Consider the following 17,792-nt stretch of genomic DNA (forward strand, 5'->3'; position numbering starts at 1 on the left):
AGGGATGGGGATTCGAATCGGGGAGCGAGTGATGAATCGTTTCAACCTGAGCGGGCGCAAGCGTAACCAAGCCGCAATGGTCAGGCAATAGCGTGGCCACATCCGGCCGTTCGTGGAGTGACGGCTGACGCCAGCATCGACGTCGATGGCAAGACCAACGAGATCACCTGCTTCGCGTCGTTGCTCGACCAGATCGACGACCTCACCGGTGTCGTCGTGACCGCGGACGCGTTGCACTGCCAGCGCGAGCACATCGCCTACCTCGCGCAGTGCGGCACCAACTGGATCCTGACCGTCAAGGGCCTCCGGCCCACCTGTACGCCCAACTCGCTGCCCTGCCCTGGCGAGCCGTTCCGCACGCCGATCGCACCGACCGGGGCCACGGCCGCCGGGAAATCCGCAGCGTCAAGATCCTGTCCGTCTCCGCCGGCATCGACTTCCCCCCGCCGCGCAGGCGTTGCAGATCCGACGCCGTCGTCGGCGACTCGACCAGCCGAGACGCTTCACCACCGAGACCGTGTACGCCATCACCGACCTGCGCGTGCACCAGGCCAAACCACAGGCCAGGTCGGCCTCGACCAGCACCAGGTCCGTCGCTGGGACTCCTGGCACCGCTCACCACCCTGGCCCTGGCCGCCCTCGCCGTCCTGGCGATCTACGCCGCCGACGCTGCCGACGAACCCCCGCAGAGCGGATTGATCAAGCTGACCCTCAACGAAGTCCGTCGTTCGATCAACGCCTTCATCATCCAGCCGATCCACCAACTCGCCCACCGTCTGCGCTGGTCACAGTGGCGGCGCCGCCATCAAGCCCGAGCCCGACGAGCCCACTACAAACGACGCCTCAACGCCGAACTTCAGCCATGATCCCGAACGGCGGCTGCCGTAATAGTGCAGCACCGCTAACCCCGAAGCTTGGCGACCGTCACGCCATGCGGTGCGCCTTCTCGCGACAGCAGCCAGGTGGTGATGCCGCCCACTGGATCTACACCGCGATGGACACCATCCGCGGCATCCTGCTCACATCATTCGCCTACGACAATCCCGGCCCACGCCTGGAGGCGAGCTGGCAACGCGTCAAGATCCACCTGCGGACGGTCTTCGACGCGACATTCAACGCCGATTGAGGCTCGCCTCCAGGCAGCCAGGGTTACGACACGTTCGCGTAGAAGGAGTTGGTGTCAACCTGGCCGTTGCCGGTAAACACCTCCGCGCCAGCTTGGACGCTCGTGAGGTACTTGGAGCCGCTCACCCAGCCGCGCGAGCGCAGGTGGTTCAAGAAGTCGCGCAGGTTCAGCGTCACGGATGTCGTGTTCGACGTGCGCACGAAGGAGAAGACGTTCCAACCCGTACCGTTGCCGGCGTCGATCCAGCCGCGATACAGATCCCAATTGGCGCCGGCGAGGCTGACCGTCGCCTGCCTGGTCCCGGCCGGACCCGCGCCGTTGAGCCGGTACGGCCAGATCATCACCTCGTCGCTGGGGTTGTTGTTGTAGGACGGGTTGGACATCGGGTGCAACCACAGGTCATAGGCGACGTTCATGGCGCCGCCGCTGTGCCGGACGCTGTAGTTCCAGCCAGTGTTGACGCTACGGTTGGCGGACAGCTGCACCGGCAGTCCGGTTCCAGATCGGCGCCAGCCCCAGTGCCAGCCGAGGATGGCGGCGGAATAGGACTTGACCGAGTAGGACGATCCCGACCAGCCATAAGACGTGCCCCAGCCGATGCTGTTGCCCGACAGCCAGTTGTCCCAGATGCACTGCCAGCCCGAGCCCGAGTTCCGGCCCCACACGTTGTTGTTGATCCAGTACTTCCCCATGTCGATCGCCGCGAAGTGCTCGCAGGTGCCGGCGGCTTTGGCGGGGGCCGCTTGGACCGTCGCGCCGGTGACGGCGAGGGCGGCCGTCGCGAGATACACGGCAAACCTGCGGATGAGGGTCTTGCGGGTGAGCTGCATGGAAGCTCCTCTCTGAGCACTACATAGTTGGGCTATCATACAAACTATGTGGATTCATGCAGATGCGTCAATATGTCAGCGGTGGGGATATGGCCGCCGCACGTCAACGTGACTCGACCACCAGGAAACTGCACATCCAGATCGCTTCGAAGGGCTTCCGGTTGGTCGGATTGGACGCTGCGTTACCCCTCCAACCCGATCTACTAATCCGATCCGCTACTCGACCACGAGCGACTGCGGATCCACGGAATGCTGAGTATCTTCACGCCTCGCTACGGCGGCAGTCAGATCGACGTACAAAACTGGGCTGCCATCCCTAGCCGGGCGCACCGGGGTGGGCCCAACTCTTACCGGGCCCGCCCTCGATCATCCCGTGCGCAGGGTGAGGATGCTGATCTCGCTCGGTGCGAAGATCCTCAATGGCGGCCCCCAGAAACCGGTTCCCCGACTCGTGTAGAGCTGGGTCTGGTCGCCGTGCTGGCTCAGCCCCGAAGAGGCCCTCGACTGCGCCTGCGGCCTCTACCTCAACGACCCCACCGCCTGGCTCACACCCCCGAAGAACTAACGCGGTGCTGCACTAGCTTGTGGAAGCGGCCCGTTCGTAGGCCAGGGTGAGTTCGGCGAGGACGCCGTCGGCAGGGTGCGGACGGCCTTCGAGGTGCGCGGCGCGGAGTTCGTCCATGAACCTCTCCCACATCTCAGGACCGCCGCGAGCGAGAAGTTGGGCGCGGATCGACAGCTCGGGTGATGTTGGGAGCCATCGGGAGCCCCAGGCGCCGAGATGCGCCATGAGCGGAACGAGTTCGATCGCCGCCTCGGTGAGCCGGTAGTCGATCTTCTGTTGGTGGCTCGGGTCATCGTGCCGACTGAGCAGGCCCGCGTCCACGAGCTTCGACAGGCGGCTGGCGAGGATGTTCGACGCGATGCCTTCGACCGAGTTCGTGAGCAGTTCGCGGAAGTGCCTGTGGCCGCCAAACATGACGTCCCGCAGCACGACCAAGCTCCATCGGTCGCCCAGCAACTCGACTGTCAGATTGATCGGGCACCCCGATTTTCCCTCGGGCACGGGCAGGCGACGGACCCCCACTGGTTGCGGCATGCCACCAGGGTAGTACGGTACCACCGGTTGTAAGTTGCAATCGGAAGTTGCTCATCAGGTCCCGAGGAGAGTGCGTGCCGCAGTTGTTAAGGGTGCAGTGCTTCAACGTGTCGCGTGACGGGTTCGGTACCGGGGAGGGGCAAAGCTTGGAGCGGCCCTTCGGCCACGCAGACCCCACCCCCCTGTTCTCCTGGCGCGCCGCTACCGCCAGCTTTGTGTACCGCACCGAACCCGGCGGTACTCGCGGCCTGGACGACTACATGACCCGCGACTACGACTACAACATCGGGGCGGAGATCATGGGTCGTAACAAGTTCGGCCCCCAGCATGGCCCCTGGGAGAACCACGAGTGGCAGGGATGGTGGGGGGACAATCCACCGTTCCACACGCCGGTCTTCGTGCTCACCCATCACGAACGCCCGTCGTTCACCCTGGCCGACACCACCTTTCATTTCCTCAATGCGAGCCCGGCCGAGGCGCTGGCACGCGCGAAGCAGGCCGCCGCTGGTCGGGACGTGCGCCTCGGTGGTGGAGTTACCACTATCCGCGAGTTCATCGAGGCCGACCTGGTCGACACGATGCACATCGCCGTCGCGCCTGTCGACCTCGGTCGAGGTGAGCGGCTGTGGGAGAGCCACACTGATCTTCTCGACCGCTTCCACCTTGAGTCAGTGCCGAGTCCTAGCGGGGTCACTCACCTCCTGTTCTGGAGACGATGACCACCCGACCCGCACACTTCATTCGGCTCTCCTGGTAATCGAGCGGATCGAGATCCGCAAGATTTCGTCGATCGTTCTTCCTGGTCAGACGTAAGGCGCCAGCGCGATGGTGTCGCGGATCGGTGCGGGGCGAAGGCGGAGGCGAAGACCGCGTCAAGCGGTGGCACGAGGTCGCGTTCGCGTAGTAGATGTTGCGTGTTTGGTCGATCTTGTTGGCTAGGGCGTACTCCTGGGCATAGCGGCACCGGTAGTACGCCTCGTCGTTGGAGCGCTGGCCCTGCATCCGGCGCTTGCACAACGCGCAGTAGACGAGGCCCTTGAGCACGTACAGGTGGCGGCTGCGGTGCTGCTTGTGCTCGTAACCCGGTCCGTCGCCTCGGCGGTGGAGCGCCTGCTGGACGACGTCATCGCGCTCCAGCAGGCGCTCGGCCAGCCGGAGCCGTGGCGAGAGCCCGGCTTCGCCGACCGAGTGCTGAATCTTCAGCGGAAGAGACAGCTCACGGGCGAGGCGGACCGCCGTGGCGTCGGTTCTTCAACCGTTCACCGGTCTGCACGTTGGCCCTGTGCCGCTACCTCGACCTGACAGCACCGCGCCACCTGTTCGAAGAGATCGAACGCATGGTGGCTGAGCGCTGGTATGAGCAGACGGCCTTCTTCGTACGACATCAGGGCTTCATCCAGGCCACCGCCGCTCGCCGTATCAGCTTCGAGGACTCGCTCGCCTTCGAGAAGGTCCATGAACTGACCTACCACGAGGTCGGATTCGATCTCTTCGAAGTTCCGGCAGCCCCGCTTCCGGTCCGCGTGGCCGCGGTCCAGCAGTATGTCGATCGGCTGAGCCGCCTGCCATGAAGGCGTACGGTCATGCCGCGGTCCGCGCTTGCAGTTGAACGGTTGGGGCCGGGCTGGGCCGTCTTCGGGAGCCCGCCCATCACGGGCGGGCTCCCCGGAGCCTGGCCCGACTCGAACGGTGCTGCCCCCCTGGGTTCAGTGGCACTGCCGTACCGGCGCCGCGCGTTGGGCAGGCCGGCCTCCTAGCGTAGTGCGCCCGGGCCCAACGAATGGTGCCAGCACATGCCGCACACAATGCGCAGTCGCGCCCGGCTGACGCTCGCGGGTAGCAAGACGCGGACCTGTCCTGCGGATGCCGGTCCGGGGGGCACGGATGTCGCCCAGATGGCCGACCGCGATGTGGTCCAGCCCACGGGTTGCTTCCTGCCCCTGTTGGTGCCTGTAGTGGAGGCGGTGTTGGGCGCCGGCGTCATCGCTCTTGGCGTACCGGACGCTACGCCTACTCCGTCTCTCGTGGGAGACGGGCGCGCCAAGAGGTCGGCACCTGGCCCGAGGGCAGCAGACGCGTGGCATCCATTATGGAGTGATCGATGATCGTTGGTACGATGATCGAGATCACTGACGCGATGATGACTGCGTCCAGAGATCAGCGTGTTCGAGCGACACTGACCAACGCACTCATTGGGGGATCCACATGCCGATCAGGCTCGCTGCTCGCGTGGCAGCTGCTGCCATCGTCGCCGTACTGGCCCTGTTGGCCGTACCCGCGCCGGCTCAGGCCGCAAATCCCTACAGCCCACAGGGCGTCTGCGGCTCCGGATACTCGGTCATTGACTCTGCGCCGATCTCCACGAGCAAGCTCTGGGCTACCGTTTACCTGCTCTACAACAGCGGCAATGGCAACAACTGCGTCGTCACGATCAAGCAGGCGGACATCGGCACGGCGACGTACACCGAAGCCAAGCTCCAGATTGAGGGTTCCTCGACGGTGTACCGCGATGGCGGCAGCTACAGCTACTACGCCGGCCCCGTCCGGCGGTACGCCGCCGGTAAGTGCGTACGGTGGGGCGGCGTCGCCTCCGACCGCGCGGGACAGTCGTTCAGCATCTGGAGCGGGTGGGAGCACTGTGGCTGATCGGCTATGGTCTCGTCGACGGTGATCACCGATTCGAGCGTCGACTAGACTGCCGGCGTGGGTGTCTCACTGCTGGTCGCGATGCTGTCCGGGGGTGCGGCTATTGTCCTGCTGCATAGTGCGGTGTGGAAGATGGCCCATCCCCGGGTGTTCCGGCAGATTATCCAGAGCCATGGCACGCTCGTCGCGCGACTCGCTCGATTGCTGGCGATCGGGGTTCCAGCCGTCGAGTTCGGCATTGGCGCCGGGCTGCTCGCCTCGCTGGCGGTAGCTACTGTGCACTTTGTCGCCCACCTCGCGCTCGCCTCGGCAGGGCTGGCATTTGCGGCGTACGGAGTCCGCCAGCTTTCCACCGGCCGGGCCGTTCGTTGTGGGTGCATGGGCGCCGACGACATGTTCGGTGCGGATACCGTGCTGCGGTCGGCCCTGCTGACCGCGATCGGCATCGCAGGCGCGCTCGACGGTCCGCTCGCACCGCCTCGTGTCGATTCCGGGCAGGCATGGATCATCGTTGGTGGTGGCGCCGCGCTGGTCGCGGCGGTCCTGCTGGTCGGGCTCAAACCGCTGGCCCGGACGCCGGTCAGCGCACGATGACTGAATGCTCCCGCGCTGGTACCGGTTCACCGACGACCGGGAGCCCGGGCACCTCACCGGCGATGAGCAGGCCGCCGGAGGTCTGCGCGTCGGCCAGGAGAAGCGCCCGGGTCGCGGTCAACCTGAATCCGTCGACCGCAATGCGCTCGGACGCGGGAGTGTCCTGGTTGAGCCGGAGCTCTGGTGGCCGGCGACGAATCTGGACGTGTGAGTCGAGACGCCGGGGTCGACCAACCTTCTCCCCGTTCAGGTGCAATGCCTCATCGGCACGGCCCGGCGGACCGGCCGGTTAGTCTCGGCGGCGACATCGCCCGGTTGATGCTCATCGAGCCGGTGCCCGTACACGTCCATGATCGAGGCGCGATCCGAGCAGCCGGGCGGTTGTGGCGGCTGCGGTGCTCGACCCGGCGCCGCCGGCCCTGACGAGGCGTGGCGTGGCGCGGGCACGGGCGCAGGACCTGGCCGGGGTACGCGAAACTCCGGACGTCCAGACCTATTTGTCTTGGCATGGTCACGCTCGGGTGGGAGAACCGCGTCGGATGGGTCTGTCGGTGCCGGCCGACCGGCACGCCGCCGACTGGCTACTTGCCGCAGCTGGCGCCGAGCTGCCGTTTCGCGCCTACGGGAGCTGGTAGCGGACCACCTCCGCCAGCATCCCGCGTCGCCGGACTGACGGTAGAGGCGGTAGCGCGGGTGCTCAACCTGCCCAGTCCCACCGTGGTGGGCGACCTCGTGGTGGCGCCACTACCGCTCGGACGGGCGGATCGGTCGCGCGGACGAGGGCATTCCCGCGGACGAGGGCATTCCCGCGGGTCTGCGGCGGGTAGCCGAGGTGGTACGCGGGGAGTGCGCGGCGCAAGGGCTGAATACTCCAACGATGGCGCGCTGGCAGGAACTCGGCGCGACGGCTGCGGCGCTTGTCGCATTGGCAAGACTCGGCGTGCTGGTGCGGGTCGCGCCGGAGGTGTTTCTTGCCCCGACGGCAGTCGAGGAGTCGGTCAGCGTCGTCCGGGCGCTGCCACAACCGTTCAGCGTCAGCCAGGCGCGACAGCGCTCGGCACGATTCGACGGGTCGCGGTTCCGCTAATAGAGTACCTGGATGCACGTGGAGTTACCGAGCAGATCTCAGTGGGTGGATTGCCTGTCGCGAAATTCGGAACCGAGCCCAACTGATTGACAACGGCGAGCGTCGTACGAGATCATGTTGGAATCCAGTGGTCTCACTTTCGCCCGCCCTGACATCCTTTCGCTCACCGACTATTCGCTACGGGTGAGCAGGTGGGCGGCGGATGCGGCCCGCTCAACGGAAGGAGGCAGATTGACGAGGTCACTCCGGGTGGGTGCCGCTCTCACAACCATGGCGGTGGTATCGGCGGTATCGATGTCGTCTTCCGCCAGTGCGGCAACCAACCCGTACACGGCCGCCGGAGTCTGCGGTTCCGGTTATTCGACAATCGAGACCAAATCGTCAACCTACGCCACCGTTTACCTCATGTGGAACGGCTCCAACGGGCACAACTGCGTCGTCACCCTGAAATCTGGTGCCGCCGCAGGCTCGTCGACCCGTACCGCAGTCTGGTTGGAGGCAAGAGGTGGTGCGTTCCAGAAGGACGATGCCAACTACACGTGGTATGCGGGTCCGGTCCGGTTCTATGCCGCTGGGACCTGTGTGATGTTTGGCGGCTACACCAAGTACGGTTCGGGCGTCTACGGCGGCGAAGATCTCAGTTGGGATCATTGCGGCGGCTGACGCGCTCCCGGCACCGCAGCAGGCCCGGCACCCCATCTGGGTTGCCGGGCCTGCTGCCTTTGGTCGCGGCCGATGTCCGTCGGTGCCGCTCCACGATCAATCACAAGATGGCTATTACGAACGGAATCAGAAAAGCGAGCACCAGGACGATCTTGATCACCCGATGTGCGCTGATCCAGGCCAGATCCCAGGAATTGTCGGTACTGAACCGGAGGTTGGCCAAGGCCATCATTGCACGACCGCAACCGAACCCGATCCCGGCGACCAGGGCGAGCACCGGGGAGGCGACGAACGCGACTGACAACGCCAGCACGTAGGGGAGCCCGCTGGGTACGTAGGTCCGCATCCCGGTACCTAGTTCAAAACCGAACTGAAGCGGCCCGAAGGATCGCCCGTGCCGATGCACGCCCTCGGGAACCAGACGCCTGTTTTCCGGCAGCCAGAACTTTACGACGTCGAATTCACGAAGAACTACGGCCGCCAGGAACAAGGCAAGCGCCCACGGCCAGACTGATCCTGGCGTAAAAGCCCGGACGACTGATCCCACCAACAGGAACCCGAAGGCGGACGTCACGCCGCCGCTGAGCAGTCCTAGACAGAATGTGATCTGAGATGGTCTACCCCGCCAGACCGGCGAGTTCAGCAGGTACGCCGAATTGCGGCTTCAAACTGAACCACTGGTCGCGAAGCCGGCCGTCACTGCCATCACCAGCCAAAGCGACCCGACAGTCCCGGCTCCCGCCGCGCTCACATACGTCGCAGCGGCGGTCGCCGAGGCGATCGCGACGGCCGCGGTGAGCGTCAACGGATGCCACAGCACCCGTCGCGGTACGACTCGAACCGATGCCACCATGGTCAGGCGGTGACTCGCTGCCGGCAGATTGTCAGCGTCGTCGTGCCCGAGGCGAACCCGTCCGAACAGCGGTAAGTCCGGCCGTTGACGGTCCAGCGCCAGGCGTTGTACGGGCTGCCAGACTGGCAGCGACCCGTGGTCGGGTTGAAGTGCCACCCCAAGCGGCAGTTCTTGTTGCTGATCGGGGCGCCGAAACAAGCCGCGGCGTCATAGGTGTACGCGCTGTTGCTCTGATCGGCCACCTGGGTGTAGCCACCCGGATACGCATCCGCGCAGTCGTTCCTCGACCACTCGGTGAGCCCTGTTGGGCTGGTCTCGGCGGAGCCCCGCCGCGATACGCCGAGCAGGAGGGCCGAGGCGCCGAGGGTCAGCCCGGCGAAGACGACCGTACGCATGAAGCCGCGCCTGGACGGCGTCGTCGGGATCCCGGCCAGCGCCAGGGATGGCTGCCCGCCACTCGCCGCGGGGTCGTTGCTGGTCGGGATGGCATGCAGTTTGAGCGTCACATCAGATCCTTTCCGACACTTGCCGTACACCCCATGCGGACAGGGTGGTCGGCACGTTCTGTCCGTTAACAAGCAGCGCCATTTCCCGCACCGCACCGCCCGGCCCGACAAGCAGCAGGATCGGTGGGTTCAAATGGGACAGTTGCGCCCAGGCGTCGCCATCCCGGGCGACGTCGACGCGATCACCGACGTGCGCCCACTCGTCCGCCGGCTCGTAGGTTAGCAATGCCGGCCTTACTGAAAGTGAGCTTGCCGCCTCCGCCAGCGTCTCCGCGGCGTCCTGGCATGCCGGGCAGCCGGCATCGGCGACAAGGACGACGCGTTCCGCACCGGTGGCCGGGGCGAAGCCGGGAAGAGTGATGTCGATCGCTTGCGGACGGACAGCGCCAGACTTGAGCTCGGCCAATTCGTTTCGCAGCAGACGTACGTCCCGTAGCGTCGCGGCCAGGCCGAGGTAGAGGACGATGAGCGCGACCCACGTCACGCCTGCGATGGCAGCCTCAGCCGACACGGCGCACTCCCTCCGACAAGCTCGACACCGTCACTCCCAACTCACATCCAGAGCCTCGAGCCAGCTCAGGAGCGCGTCGTCGTCCCCGGTGACGCTCTCCTCGAAGCTGACTTCGGCGAGGCCGCGCTGCGTACCGAGGAGGAAGAGAGAGTCGCGGACGCCCTCCCGGTCCTTGGCGAGTCCTTCCGGGTGCTTCGATATGCGCCACACCTCGCCGTGCTGCGCCTGCGCACCGCGCTGGGACGGAACCATGGTCCGCGCCGATTCGAGGCTCGGGATCACAACCCGCCGGTTCCGATCAACCAGGACACAGATCGAGTCGCTCTCAAGCTCAACGCCGGTGAGTCTGACTGGTTGGATCTTCAGCCCTTCGGGTGCGTCATCGAACACGAAGTACTCGAACGCCTTCAGGATGGCCGCCCGACCACCTACCGGGCCGGTGAAGAAGATGACCGCCTCGTGGTGCGGGCCGATCCATCCCGCGACGGTGTCATGCCCGTCATCGCTGACGGCGACCGCCACCTCCCGTCCCTGGTACAGAAACCGGTCTTTGACCGTTGCCGGGACGACGAGCTCGCACACCTCTGCGTGGTAGCCGCGGCCGCCAGTCTGGATCGCCTGCGAGAAGTTCGGGCCGAAAAACCGGGAGTGAGTTCCGATCGCCGACACCGTCGGGCTGTCCGGAAGGGACACCCGCACTCGGTTGCCGCTCGGCGCGCGCAGCTGAAGCGTCTGAGCCATATGTTGGCGCCTCCCTATGCCTGAATGGTGATCGAGGGCCAAGCTATCACGTCATGGTCAACTTGGTCGATGGCTAGATCACTTTGCCTGGGAAGGACCATCCACAGTGAAGCTGCTGGTACGGATGCGCTCCGATTGGGTCCCGCGCAGGCGCGCACCGCTGGAACGAACCGGCAACGGCCGCCGGTGGCGGCGACCGGTGGCCGGCCAGGATTTCGAGGCGCCGGGGGCCGCCGGGCGTGCCGGGACGGCCGATCTGGCAGGCTGGCGGGGGGAAGCGTCGGCGGCAGGGACGGAGACGTGCACGTGGCGGGCTGGAGCGCGATGGCGGGAATGCACGACTTCGTCGTGCCGGACGAGGTAGCCGCACAGGCGTCCGCTGAGGAACTCGTGGCGTACGGCTTCCCGCGCGTCCTCGCCCGGCCGCACCCAGACGGCGGCTGGCTGGTGATGGCGCTCGACGAGGGCCCCTATCCGGTCGACACCGTGGGCCACCGGCAGATCGAGGCGGTGAGCCGCGAAGCGGCGGCGATCGCGCGGGCACACGGCGGACGGCCCAGCGGTGGCAGCCGGTTCGACGTCAGTCGGATCGCCGAGCATCGCACCTGGACCGCCCCGATCGAGGTGACCGGCACTAAGGCGCGTCCACCGGTCCCGGAGGTCACCGTCGTCCCGGCGCCGCCCCTGGAGCCCTTGGCGCTCACGCCGGACTTCTCCGGGCCCGCGACGGTGAAGCTGACCGGGCTCGACGACGTGCCGTGGGCCGATCTGAAGCACGCGCACGGCTCCGCCGACGACGTGCCCGACCTGCTGCGCGAGCTGGCGGGCGGGACGCAGGAATGGAACGGGGTCCTCGACGAGCTGTTCGGCGACAACCTGCTGCACCAGGGCGACTGCTACGAGGCCACGGCCCCGGCGCTGCCGTTCCTGACTGAGCTGATCGTCGCGGACGTGGTGCCGGCGCGGCAGCGTCGCGATCTCTACCTGTGGCTGATGGTCGCCGGTGGCCGCCGTAACGACAACCTGGTCGGGTTCGCCGAGTTCGCCCGGGACAAGGGGGAGCCGCTCCAGCCGGGCGCCTGGACGGAGGAGGTCTTCCGGACCGTCGGCGACCAGGTTCCGGTGCTGCTGCACCGGTGGGACGCCGAACCGCAGGGTATCCGGTTCCTGCTCGCCGTCCTCGCCGCGCAACATCCCGGTCACGGAGTGCGGGCCGCCGACCGGATCGCCGCCCTGGCCGCCGAACTCGACGGGACGCAGCAAGGCGCGTACCTGCGGCTCGCCCTAGAGCTCGTGCACGGCCGCGGCGGGCGGGCGCTTGCACTCGCGACGGAAATCGTCGGCTGGGCCGATCGGCTGGAGCCGGAGTGGCTGGAGGCTCCCGGTGTGCCCGACGAGATCAAGGCGGCGCACGTGCTCGCCGAAGGCGCGCTCTCCACCATCGAGTAGCCGCATCACTCGGCCACCGGGACGACAACCCTGGTCACCGGCTCAGGCGGCCCGTATCCGCGCGGCGCTCGGCCTTATCCCCGGCGCGTCATCTCCCGCAGGCGTCGACCGGCTTGGGGCCGATCGCCTGGGTCAGGTCGACGGTCCGCTTTCCGTGGTCACTCTCAATCGTCAGGCGCCCGCCGTCGGTGCGCACGACGCTCCCGCAGACGGTCTCACCGCCAACGACGACCTGTAGCTGCGGGCTGATCGCCGCCGGGCCGTACCAGGTGACGGCGACCGCGGCGACCAGCAGGCGCCCTGGGGATGCTCACCGGCTCCGCGGCTCTCTGCGAGTACCTGGCGGCCCTCGACGAACACGGCCGTCGACGCGTCATCTGTGGATACATTCGGCGCAGGTGGCGGTGCCCCGCCAGACGACCGCTGGCGGGGCACCGACACTGCGGCTACTGCTGGGGGTTGATGGTCGTGAACGGGAGGCGGAGCCGGAGCTGGCCGGCGATCGGGACGTTGTGTTCCCGGACATCCCGCAACTCCTCGGCGGTAAGGGCACGGGCGTAGATGCGGAACTCGTCGAGGGCGCCGCGGAACGGGTTGACGCCGTCGATCCGTCGGCCGAGGTAAATGCTGCGGATGCCGAACTCCTTGCCGGTGGTCACCGAGCCGCGGGGAGCGGCCAGATCGGCGACGGTGGCGCCGTCGATGAGGACCGTGACCCGCGCCGCCGTGCGTCGCATGGCGACGTGGTGCCAGAGCCCGTCGTTGTACGCGCCCGGGATGGTGATGTTCGCGTCGCCCTGGCCGGTGCCGACGACACCCCGGATGCGCTTGCTCGCCGGTTCGGCCCGCAGCCAGATCTGCGCGGCTCCCGTACCCCACTGGTAGAACCACCAGATCACGTGGCTGCCGGTGGTTTCGCTGTACCGGAACCACGTCGTGATCGTGAACTCGCCGTCCCCAAGGTCGACGTCCGGATTGTACGGCACCTCTATGTGGTCGTCGACGCCGTCGAGCGCAATCCCGTCGCCGTACCGCCCATCGGTCAGCGTCGCGCCGCCGCGCACGTAGGCGGTGTTGTCGTAGCGCGGTGACGCGTCCGCGGTCGTCGGTCCCGGCTCCGGTGGCGGCGGCAGGCCGGGCGGCGAACCGTTCGGGGTGTCGAGGTACGCCTCGTTGAACTTGACGAACCGGATCACCTCGTACAGGGCGGCCACGCCGCCTTCGTAGAGCACCCCGGCCACGGGGCCCGCGACCGGGTCGGTCTCGATCTTGACCATGTCGGAATACCCACCCGGACCCCAACTGATGACCTTGCCTTCCTGCCAGGTCTCCCAGGTTTGGGCCTCGTCGTACGAGGACCGGATCGTCAGGGCCTCGCGCTTGCCGGGGTTCGCGGGCCCGGAAAACAAGATGCGGTCCCGCGCGTCACCTTCGTCGGTGGCGGTCAGGCGCAGCAACGCTCCCTGCACGACAGGCATCGTCAGCTCGGGCACCATCCGGAACGGCGCGTCGAAGCTTTCGCCGCCGTCGCTGGAGATCGCGTACGCCCGTGTGCCCTCAGCCGTCCCGGCTTCCCGCACGTTGACGTAGATCCGGCCGTCGGTCAGCTCCACCAGCGTCGACTCGTTGACGAAGATGGTGTCGTCGGCGCCACCGGCGCTGGTGCCGAGCCGCCACGTGTCGCCGCCGTCGTCGCTGTACGCCAGGTGGATGCCGGCGATGGGCTGCCCGTCGGGGCCGACGGACTCATGGTTGGCGCTCATCACCAGCCGCCCGGCGTGCGGGCCGCGTTTGAGCTGGATGGCGTGCACCGGACCGGTGGCGTACCAGTGGGTCCACTCCGGCAGTATCAGCTCGGTCATTTCCCGCGGCGCGCTCCAGGTCGCTCCGTGGTCGTCGCTGATCTGCAGGTACGGATCGCGGCCACCGCTTCCGGTGCCCGGGTTGTGGGTCGTGAACAGCACGACTCGACCGGTCCGTTCGTCCACGATAGGCATCGGGTTGCCGTGCGTATCGCCGTTGCCGCGCGACACGACCTGCAGCGGCCCCCACGTACGGCCGCCGTCGTGGGACCGCTTCAGCACCAGGTCGATGTCGCCCCTGTCGCCACAGTTGTTGATGCGGCCTTCGGCAAACGCCAGCAGGTCTCCGTTGGTGGCTTTCACGATCGCCGGGATCCGGAAGCAAAAATACCCGTCCGTGTTCGCCGTGTAGACCGCCTGTTCCTCGTGATACGGCTCGGCGGCGTGGGCGGTGCCGCTGGTGAGCGGAGCGGCAGCCATAGCCGCGATCACCACAGTGCACAACAGTCGACGGAATCTTTGGCTGTGCTTTTGTCTCGTCATGGAAAGCGATACCTCCACTGGTCACCGCTGGGGCGGCTCGTGGCGAACGGCAGGCGTAGCCCGAGCTGCGCTTGTCGCACCTGTTGCGCTCGCGGATCGTCCGCAGCTCTGCCCGTACCGCCCACCTCTCGTCACACGTACGAAACGTTGCTGGACATCCTACGTCCTACGTCAGATGTCGCAAGCCCTCCGGCAGCTTGTCGGCCAGCTTGGTCGGCACGTCCCTCCCGAGGCTCTTCAACCAAGGGCGGCATGAGGCGGCTCGGCATCACCCCCGCACGGCGGCGCCGAGGGACAACCCCTTCGTTTCCTGCATGGTGTCCATCATTGGCATCCATTTGCGTCGAACCCTCGCCGCGGTCGTGGCGCACTTAGGGAACAAGCTGAGTCGCGAGCGGACAGAAAGCCGGACAACTGTTGACCGCGACGGGGGCGGGGATCAAACTCGTTGACGACCGTGAGGAGATCCCATGTCTTGCATCCGGAGAATGACGCAAACCGCCGGCACCGTGCTCGCGCTGGTGCTCGGCCTGACAAGCCCGGCCTCCGCGGCCGGCCAGGAGGCCCAGTCGACGGCGTCGCCGGATGGCTGGGTCGGCACCTGGTCGGCCTCGGCTTCCGGCACCGTGCCCAACCTCCCCACCGGATATGCGGACCGGACTATCCGCAACGTCGTGCACACCAGCGTTGGTGGTTCGGGTGCGCGGGTCTCGCTGACCAACGTCCTCGGCACGGTGGCGGTGCGGATGGACGTGGTGACGGTTGCGGTCGCCGATGCGCCCGACGCGCCGGACGCGGTCGCGGGCACGATGAGAGCGCTCACCTTCGGCGGCACGCCGTCGGTGACGATCCCGGCCGGCGGCGAGGTGCTGAGCGACCCGGTTTCCCTTGCCGTGCCGGAAGATGGCGACCTCCTGGTCAGCGTGTACACCCCGGTGTCGTCCGGGCCGGTGACCTATCACCAGGTGGCCAACCAGACCTCGTACCTGTCGCAAAGTGGTGATCATGCGGCCGACGAGTCCGGCGCGGCGTTCACCGAGACGATCACTTTCTGGCCGTACGTGAGCGGCGTGGACGTCCTGGGAAAGGCCGAGGGCGCAGTGGTCACGCTCGGCGACTCGATCACCGATGGGAACAACTCGACACGGAACGCGAATCACCGCTGGCCGGACTACCTGGCTGACCGGCTGATCGCCGAGCCTGGGCCGACGCGGCTCGGCGTGCTCAACGCCGGCATTAGCTCGAACCGGTTGCTCAACAGCACCTGGAACCCCAACGCGCTATCCAGGTTGGACCGTGACGTGCTGACCGCGACCGGCGCGCGCTCCGTGATCGTAATGTTGGGAATCAACGACATCGGCGGCCAGCCGCAGCACCACGAGCCGTCGAAGGTCATCGCGGCGCTGGGCCAGATAGCGGCTCAGGTCAAGGCGAAGGGGCTGCGGGTCACCGGTGGCACGCTCACGCCGTTCGGCGGGTCGAGCAACTACACCGAGGAACTGGAAGGTGTGCGGCAGGCGGTCAACGACTTCATCCGCGACGGCGGCGCGTTCGACGCGGTGGCCGACTTCGACGTCGCGCTGCGGGACCCCGCGGTGCCGAACCGGTTACGGGCGGAGTACGACTCCGGCGACCACCTACACCCGAAGGACGCCGGTTACCAGGCGATGGCGGCGGTCGTTGACCTGGACAAGCTCGACACCCGCCCGCCCGGCCACTGGGTCGGCACCTGGCAGACGGCCATGGCGCGGACGACGCCCGGTGCCGACCAGGGCATGCCGAACCACTCGATCCGCAACGTGGTGCACACCAGCGTGGGTGGCGACGCGGCTCGCGTGCGCCTGTCCAACGCGCTCGGCACGGCGCCGGTCCTGATGGGACGGGCGACGCTGGCGGTGGCGGCCAGGCCCGACGCACCGGACGCAGTTGCCGGCACGATGCGCGAGCTGACCTTCGGCGGCGCGCCGTCGGTGACCATCCCGGCCGGCGGCGAAGTGCTCAGCGACCCGATTTCCCTTGCCGTGCCGGCAGACGGGGACCTGTTGGTGACCGTCTACACCCCGGCGCCGTCCGGCCCGGTGACCGAGCACCCGCGCTCGTACCAGACGTCGTTCATCACCGCGGACGGCGACCACGCGGCGGACGAGCAGGGCACCGCGTTCACCCAGCCGACTACGGCGTGGTATTACGCGACAGCCGTGGACGTCCGGTCCTCCTCCGCGCGCGGCGCGGTGGTGACCTTCGGCGACTCGATCACCGACGGGGACAAGTCGACCATCAATGCGAACCTGCGGTGGCCCGACGTCCTCGCCGACCGGCTCGCCGCCGAACCGGGACCGACCGCGCTCGGCGTGGTCAACAGCGGCATCAGCGGCAACCGGATTCTCGACAGCAGCACCGGAACCGGGATCGGTGGCCCGAACGCGTTCGCCCGCCTGTCCCGGGACATGCTGACCACGTCCGGGGCGCGCACGGTCATCGTGCTCGAGGGCGTCAACGACATCCTCAACCTCGAACACCCCGACCCGGAGACCCTGAAACTCGCCCTGCGGCAGATCGCCGCCCAGGCACACGCACAGGGACTGCGAGTCGTCGTCGGAACCCTCACGCCGATCAAGGGATGGCGCTCCTACACCGAGGAACGGGAGAACGTGCGGCAGGCCGTAAACGAGTTCATCCGCACGACTGACGACTTCGACGCCGTCGTCGACTTCGACGCGGTGGTGCGTGACCCGGCCGACCCCCAACGGATCAACCCGCCGTACGACTCGGGCGACCACCTGCACCCGTCGGACGCGGGCTACCGCGCGATGGCCGAGGCCATCGACCTCGGCACACTCCGCTGAGTGCTGGCTGCGTGCTGCCCCACCCAGGTCGGCACGCAGCCAGCCGCCGGCGCGGTCACGCGCGGCGAGCGGCCAGCAGCCATAAAACACCTGAATCAGGCGCCCTCTGAGAGTGGCGTTCAGGGATTGCCTTCATGCGTGTTGCCATAGGACCTCCACGGTCGGCGTGCCTGCCCCCGTCGTGGCCTCTTCGTCTAGGCTAGGCGTTGCGCACCTATTTGAGGGGGTTCGCCACCCGGATGGCCGGCTAGCGCACGCACTCGCTATGACCGAAGACTTCGGTGTCCCGCACCCCGGACCGCAGGTCCTATCGGTGTCACAGGGTGACCGGTGATGGGCAACGTAGGTGCGCCACTGTCTGCCTCGGCTCGCCGCCAAGTCCGGAAATCGAGTTCGGTCGGGTTGGTCGGCTGAGGCAGGATGTCGGGGTGATCCGGGGCAGACGCGACGGTTCATCCTCCCGCCTTCGGTGGTGGGGGAGCTGTCTCTTATACAC

Annotated in this window: 19 protein-coding genes and 2 pseudogenes; 11 read left to right on the plus strand and 10 right to left on the minus strand. The window is 67.2% G+C overall.

The features are described 5' to 3' along the window. Positions 1 to 117 precede the first annotated feature (117 nt). Positions 118 to 699, plus strand: a complete 582-nt coding sequence (locus tag C1I99_RS03670) for a transposase (RefSeq protein ID WP_233512307.1) — start codon at positions 118 to 120, stop codon at positions 697 to 699. A 232-nt stretch (positions 700 to 931) separates the two neighbouring features. Continuing rightward, positions 932 to 1,126, plus strand: coding sequence for a hypothetical protein (locus tag C1I99_RS33120; protein ID WP_111132731.1), 195 nt, complete (start codon positions 932 to 934; stop codon positions 1,124 to 1,126). Positions 1,127 to 1,149: 23 nt separating this feature from the next. Here C1I99_RS33120 and C1I99_RS03685 read toward each other — a convergent pair whose 3' ends face one another. The 3 genes and pseudogenes from C1I99_RS03685 to C1I99_RS03695 all read right to left on the minus strand — a co-directional run bounded on the left by C1I99_RS03685 (position 1,150) and on the right by C1I99_RS03695 (position 3,055). Beyond that, positions 1,150 to 1,956, minus strand: a complete 807-nt coding sequence (locus C1I99_RS03685) for a GH12 family glycosyl hydrolase domain-containing protein (protein ID WP_158553948.1) — start codon at positions 1,954 to 1,956, stop codon at positions 1,150 to 1,152. Between the two features lie 366 nt (positions 1,957 to 2,322). Then, positions 2,323 to 2,445, minus strand: a pseudogene (locus C1I99_RS33690) (metallophosphoesterase); the annotation flags it as partial. A gap of 88 nt (positions 2,446 to 2,533) precedes the next feature. Continuing rightward, positions 2,534 to 3,055 carry a winged helix-turn-helix transcriptional regulator gene (locus C1I99_RS03695; protein ID WP_111132733.1) on the minus strand — a complete coding sequence of 174 codons (522 nt, stop codon included), beginning with the start codon at positions 3,053 to 3,055 and terminating at the stop codon, positions 2,534 to 2,536. 74 nt (positions 3,056 to 3,129) lie between these two features. Here C1I99_RS03695 and C1I99_RS03700 point away from each other — a divergent pair, with 74 nt between their 5' ends. After that, positions 3,130 to 3,774 carry a dihydrofolate reductase family protein gene (locus C1I99_RS03700; protein WP_111132734.1) on the plus strand — a complete coding sequence of 215 codons (645 nt, stop codon included), beginning with the start codon at positions 3,130 to 3,132 and terminating at the stop codon, positions 3,772 to 3,774. On the opposite strand, the gene C1I99_RS34935 is transcribed toward C1I99_RS03700, so the two are convergent. After that, positions 3,746 to 4,057, minus strand: coding sequence for a hypothetical protein (locus C1I99_RS34935; RefSeq protein WP_369122436.1), 312 nt, complete (start codon positions 4,055 to 4,057; stop codon positions 3,746 to 3,748). The two genes, C1I99_RS03700 and C1I99_RS34935, sit on opposite strands and share 29 nt — an antisense overlap. Positions 4,058 to 4,329: 272 nt before the next feature. Here C1I99_RS34935 and C1I99_RS33695 point away from each other — a divergent pair, with 272 nt between their 5' ends. The 3 genes from C1I99_RS33695 (at position 4,330) to C1I99_RS03720 (ending at position 6,295) form a co-directional block, all read left to right on the plus strand. After that, on the plus strand, positions 4,330 to 4,626 hold the full coding sequence (locus C1I99_RS33695; RefSeq protein WP_233512308.1) for a DEAD/DEAH box helicase family protein: 297 nt from the start codon (positions 4,330 to 4,332) through the stop codon (positions 4,624 to 4,626). Positions 4,627 to 5,284: 658 nt separating this feature from the next. Next, entirely contained in the window at positions 5,285 to 5,701 is a 417-nt protein-coding gene (locus C1I99_RS03715; RefSeq protein WP_199561924.1) for a spore-associated protein, read from the plus strand. A gap of 57 nt (positions 5,702 to 5,758) precedes the next feature. Beyond that, complete coding sequence (locus C1I99_RS03720) at positions 5,759 to 6,295, plus strand: MauE/DoxX family redox-associated membrane protein (protein WP_111132737.1); 537 nt, start codon at positions 5,759 to 5,761, stop codon at positions 6,293 to 6,295. On the opposite strand, the pseudogene C1I99_RS33700 reads toward C1I99_RS03720, so the two are convergent. After that, positions 6,282 to 6,398 (minus strand): annotated as a pseudogene (locus C1I99_RS33700) (selenide, water dikinase SelD); the annotation flags it as partial. The gene C1I99_RS03720 and the pseudogene C1I99_RS33700 sit on opposite strands and share 14 nt — an antisense overlap. Before the next feature lie 774 nt (positions 6,399 to 7,172). Between C1I99_RS33700 and C1I99_RS03730 the strand changes: the two are divergent. The 3 genes from C1I99_RS03730 (at position 7,173) to C1I99_RS03735 (ending at position 8,045) form a co-directional block, all read left to right on the plus strand. Beyond that, on the plus strand, positions 7,173 to 7,382 hold the full coding sequence (locus C1I99_RS03730) for a hypothetical protein (protein WP_111132738.1): 210 nt from the start codon (positions 7,173 to 7,175) through the stop codon (positions 7,380 to 7,382). Further along, entirely contained in the window at positions 7,358 to 7,468 is a 111-nt protein-coding gene (locus C1I99_RS34940; RefSeq protein WP_369122437.1) for a SelB domain-containing protein, read from the plus strand. The genes C1I99_RS03730 and C1I99_RS34940 overlap by 25 nt, the downstream gene beginning before the upstream one ends. Positions 7,469 to 7,631: 163 nt before the next feature. Next, complete coding sequence (locus C1I99_RS03735; RefSeq protein WP_199561926.1) at positions 7,632 to 8,045, plus strand: hypothetical protein; 414 nt, start codon at positions 7,632 to 7,634, stop codon at positions 8,043 to 8,045. Between the two features lie 100 nt (positions 8,046 to 8,145). Here the strand turns inward: C1I99_RS03735 and C1I99_RS03740 are convergent, their stop codons facing one another. The 4 genes from C1I99_RS03740 to C1I99_RS03760 form a co-directional block, all read right to left on the minus strand. Continuing rightward, the gene (locus C1I99_RS03740) at positions 8,146 to 8,535 is read right to left on the minus strand and encodes a hypothetical protein (RefSeq protein ID WP_233512309.1); all 390 of its coding nucleotides are present in this window, start codon (positions 8,533 to 8,535) and stop codon (positions 8,146 to 8,148) included. A gap of 365 nt (positions 8,536 to 8,900) precedes the next feature. Further along, positions 8,901 to 9,404 carry a hypothetical protein gene (locus C1I99_RS03750; RefSeq protein ID WP_111132741.1) on the minus strand — a complete coding sequence of 168 codons (504 nt, stop codon included), beginning with the start codon at positions 9,402 to 9,404 and terminating at the stop codon, positions 8,901 to 8,903. Between the two features lies 1 nt (position 9,405). Continuing rightward, on the minus strand, positions 9,406 to 9,915 hold the full coding sequence (locus tag C1I99_RS03755; RefSeq protein WP_111132742.1) for a hypothetical protein: 510 nt from the start codon (positions 9,913 to 9,915) through the stop codon (positions 9,406 to 9,408). A 30-nt stretch (positions 9,916 to 9,945) separates the two neighbouring features. Beyond that, positions 9,946 to 10,656, minus strand: coding sequence for a hypothetical protein (locus tag C1I99_RS03760; protein WP_111132743.1), 711 nt, complete (start codon positions 10,654 to 10,656; stop codon positions 9,946 to 9,948). A 306-nt stretch (positions 10,657 to 10,962) separates the two neighbouring features. On the opposite strand from C1I99_RS03760, the gene C1I99_RS03765 reads away from it, so the two are divergent. Further along, entirely contained in the window at positions 10,963 to 12,105 is a 1,143-nt protein-coding gene (locus tag C1I99_RS03765; RefSeq protein WP_146603879.1) for a hypothetical protein, read from the plus strand. Between the two features lie 446 nt (positions 12,106 to 12,551). On the opposite strand, the gene C1I99_RS03770 is transcribed toward C1I99_RS03765, so the two are convergent. Continuing rightward, positions 12,552 to 14,387 (minus strand): sialidase family protein, encoded by a 1,836-nt coding sequence (locus C1I99_RS03770; protein ID WP_111132745.1) that lies wholly within the window; start codon positions 14,385 to 14,387, stop codon positions 12,552 to 12,554. Positions 14,388 to 14,938: 551 nt separating this feature from the next. On the opposite strand from C1I99_RS03770, the gene C1I99_RS33130 reads away from it, so the two are divergent. Next, positions 14,939 to 17,296 carry an SGNH/GDSL hydrolase family protein gene (locus C1I99_RS33130; protein ID WP_199561928.1) on the plus strand — a complete coding sequence of 786 codons (2,358 nt, stop codon included), beginning with the start codon at positions 14,939 to 14,941 and terminating at the stop codon, positions 17,294 to 17,296. The last annotated feature ends 496 nt before the right edge of the window (positions 17,297 to 17,792 follow it).

Source organism: Micromonospora deserti (genome assembly GCF_003236335.1).
In the GTDB taxonomy this organism is placed as follows: Bacteria; Actinomycetota; Actinomycetes; order Mycobacteriales; family Micromonosporaceae; genus Micromonospora; species Micromonospora deserti.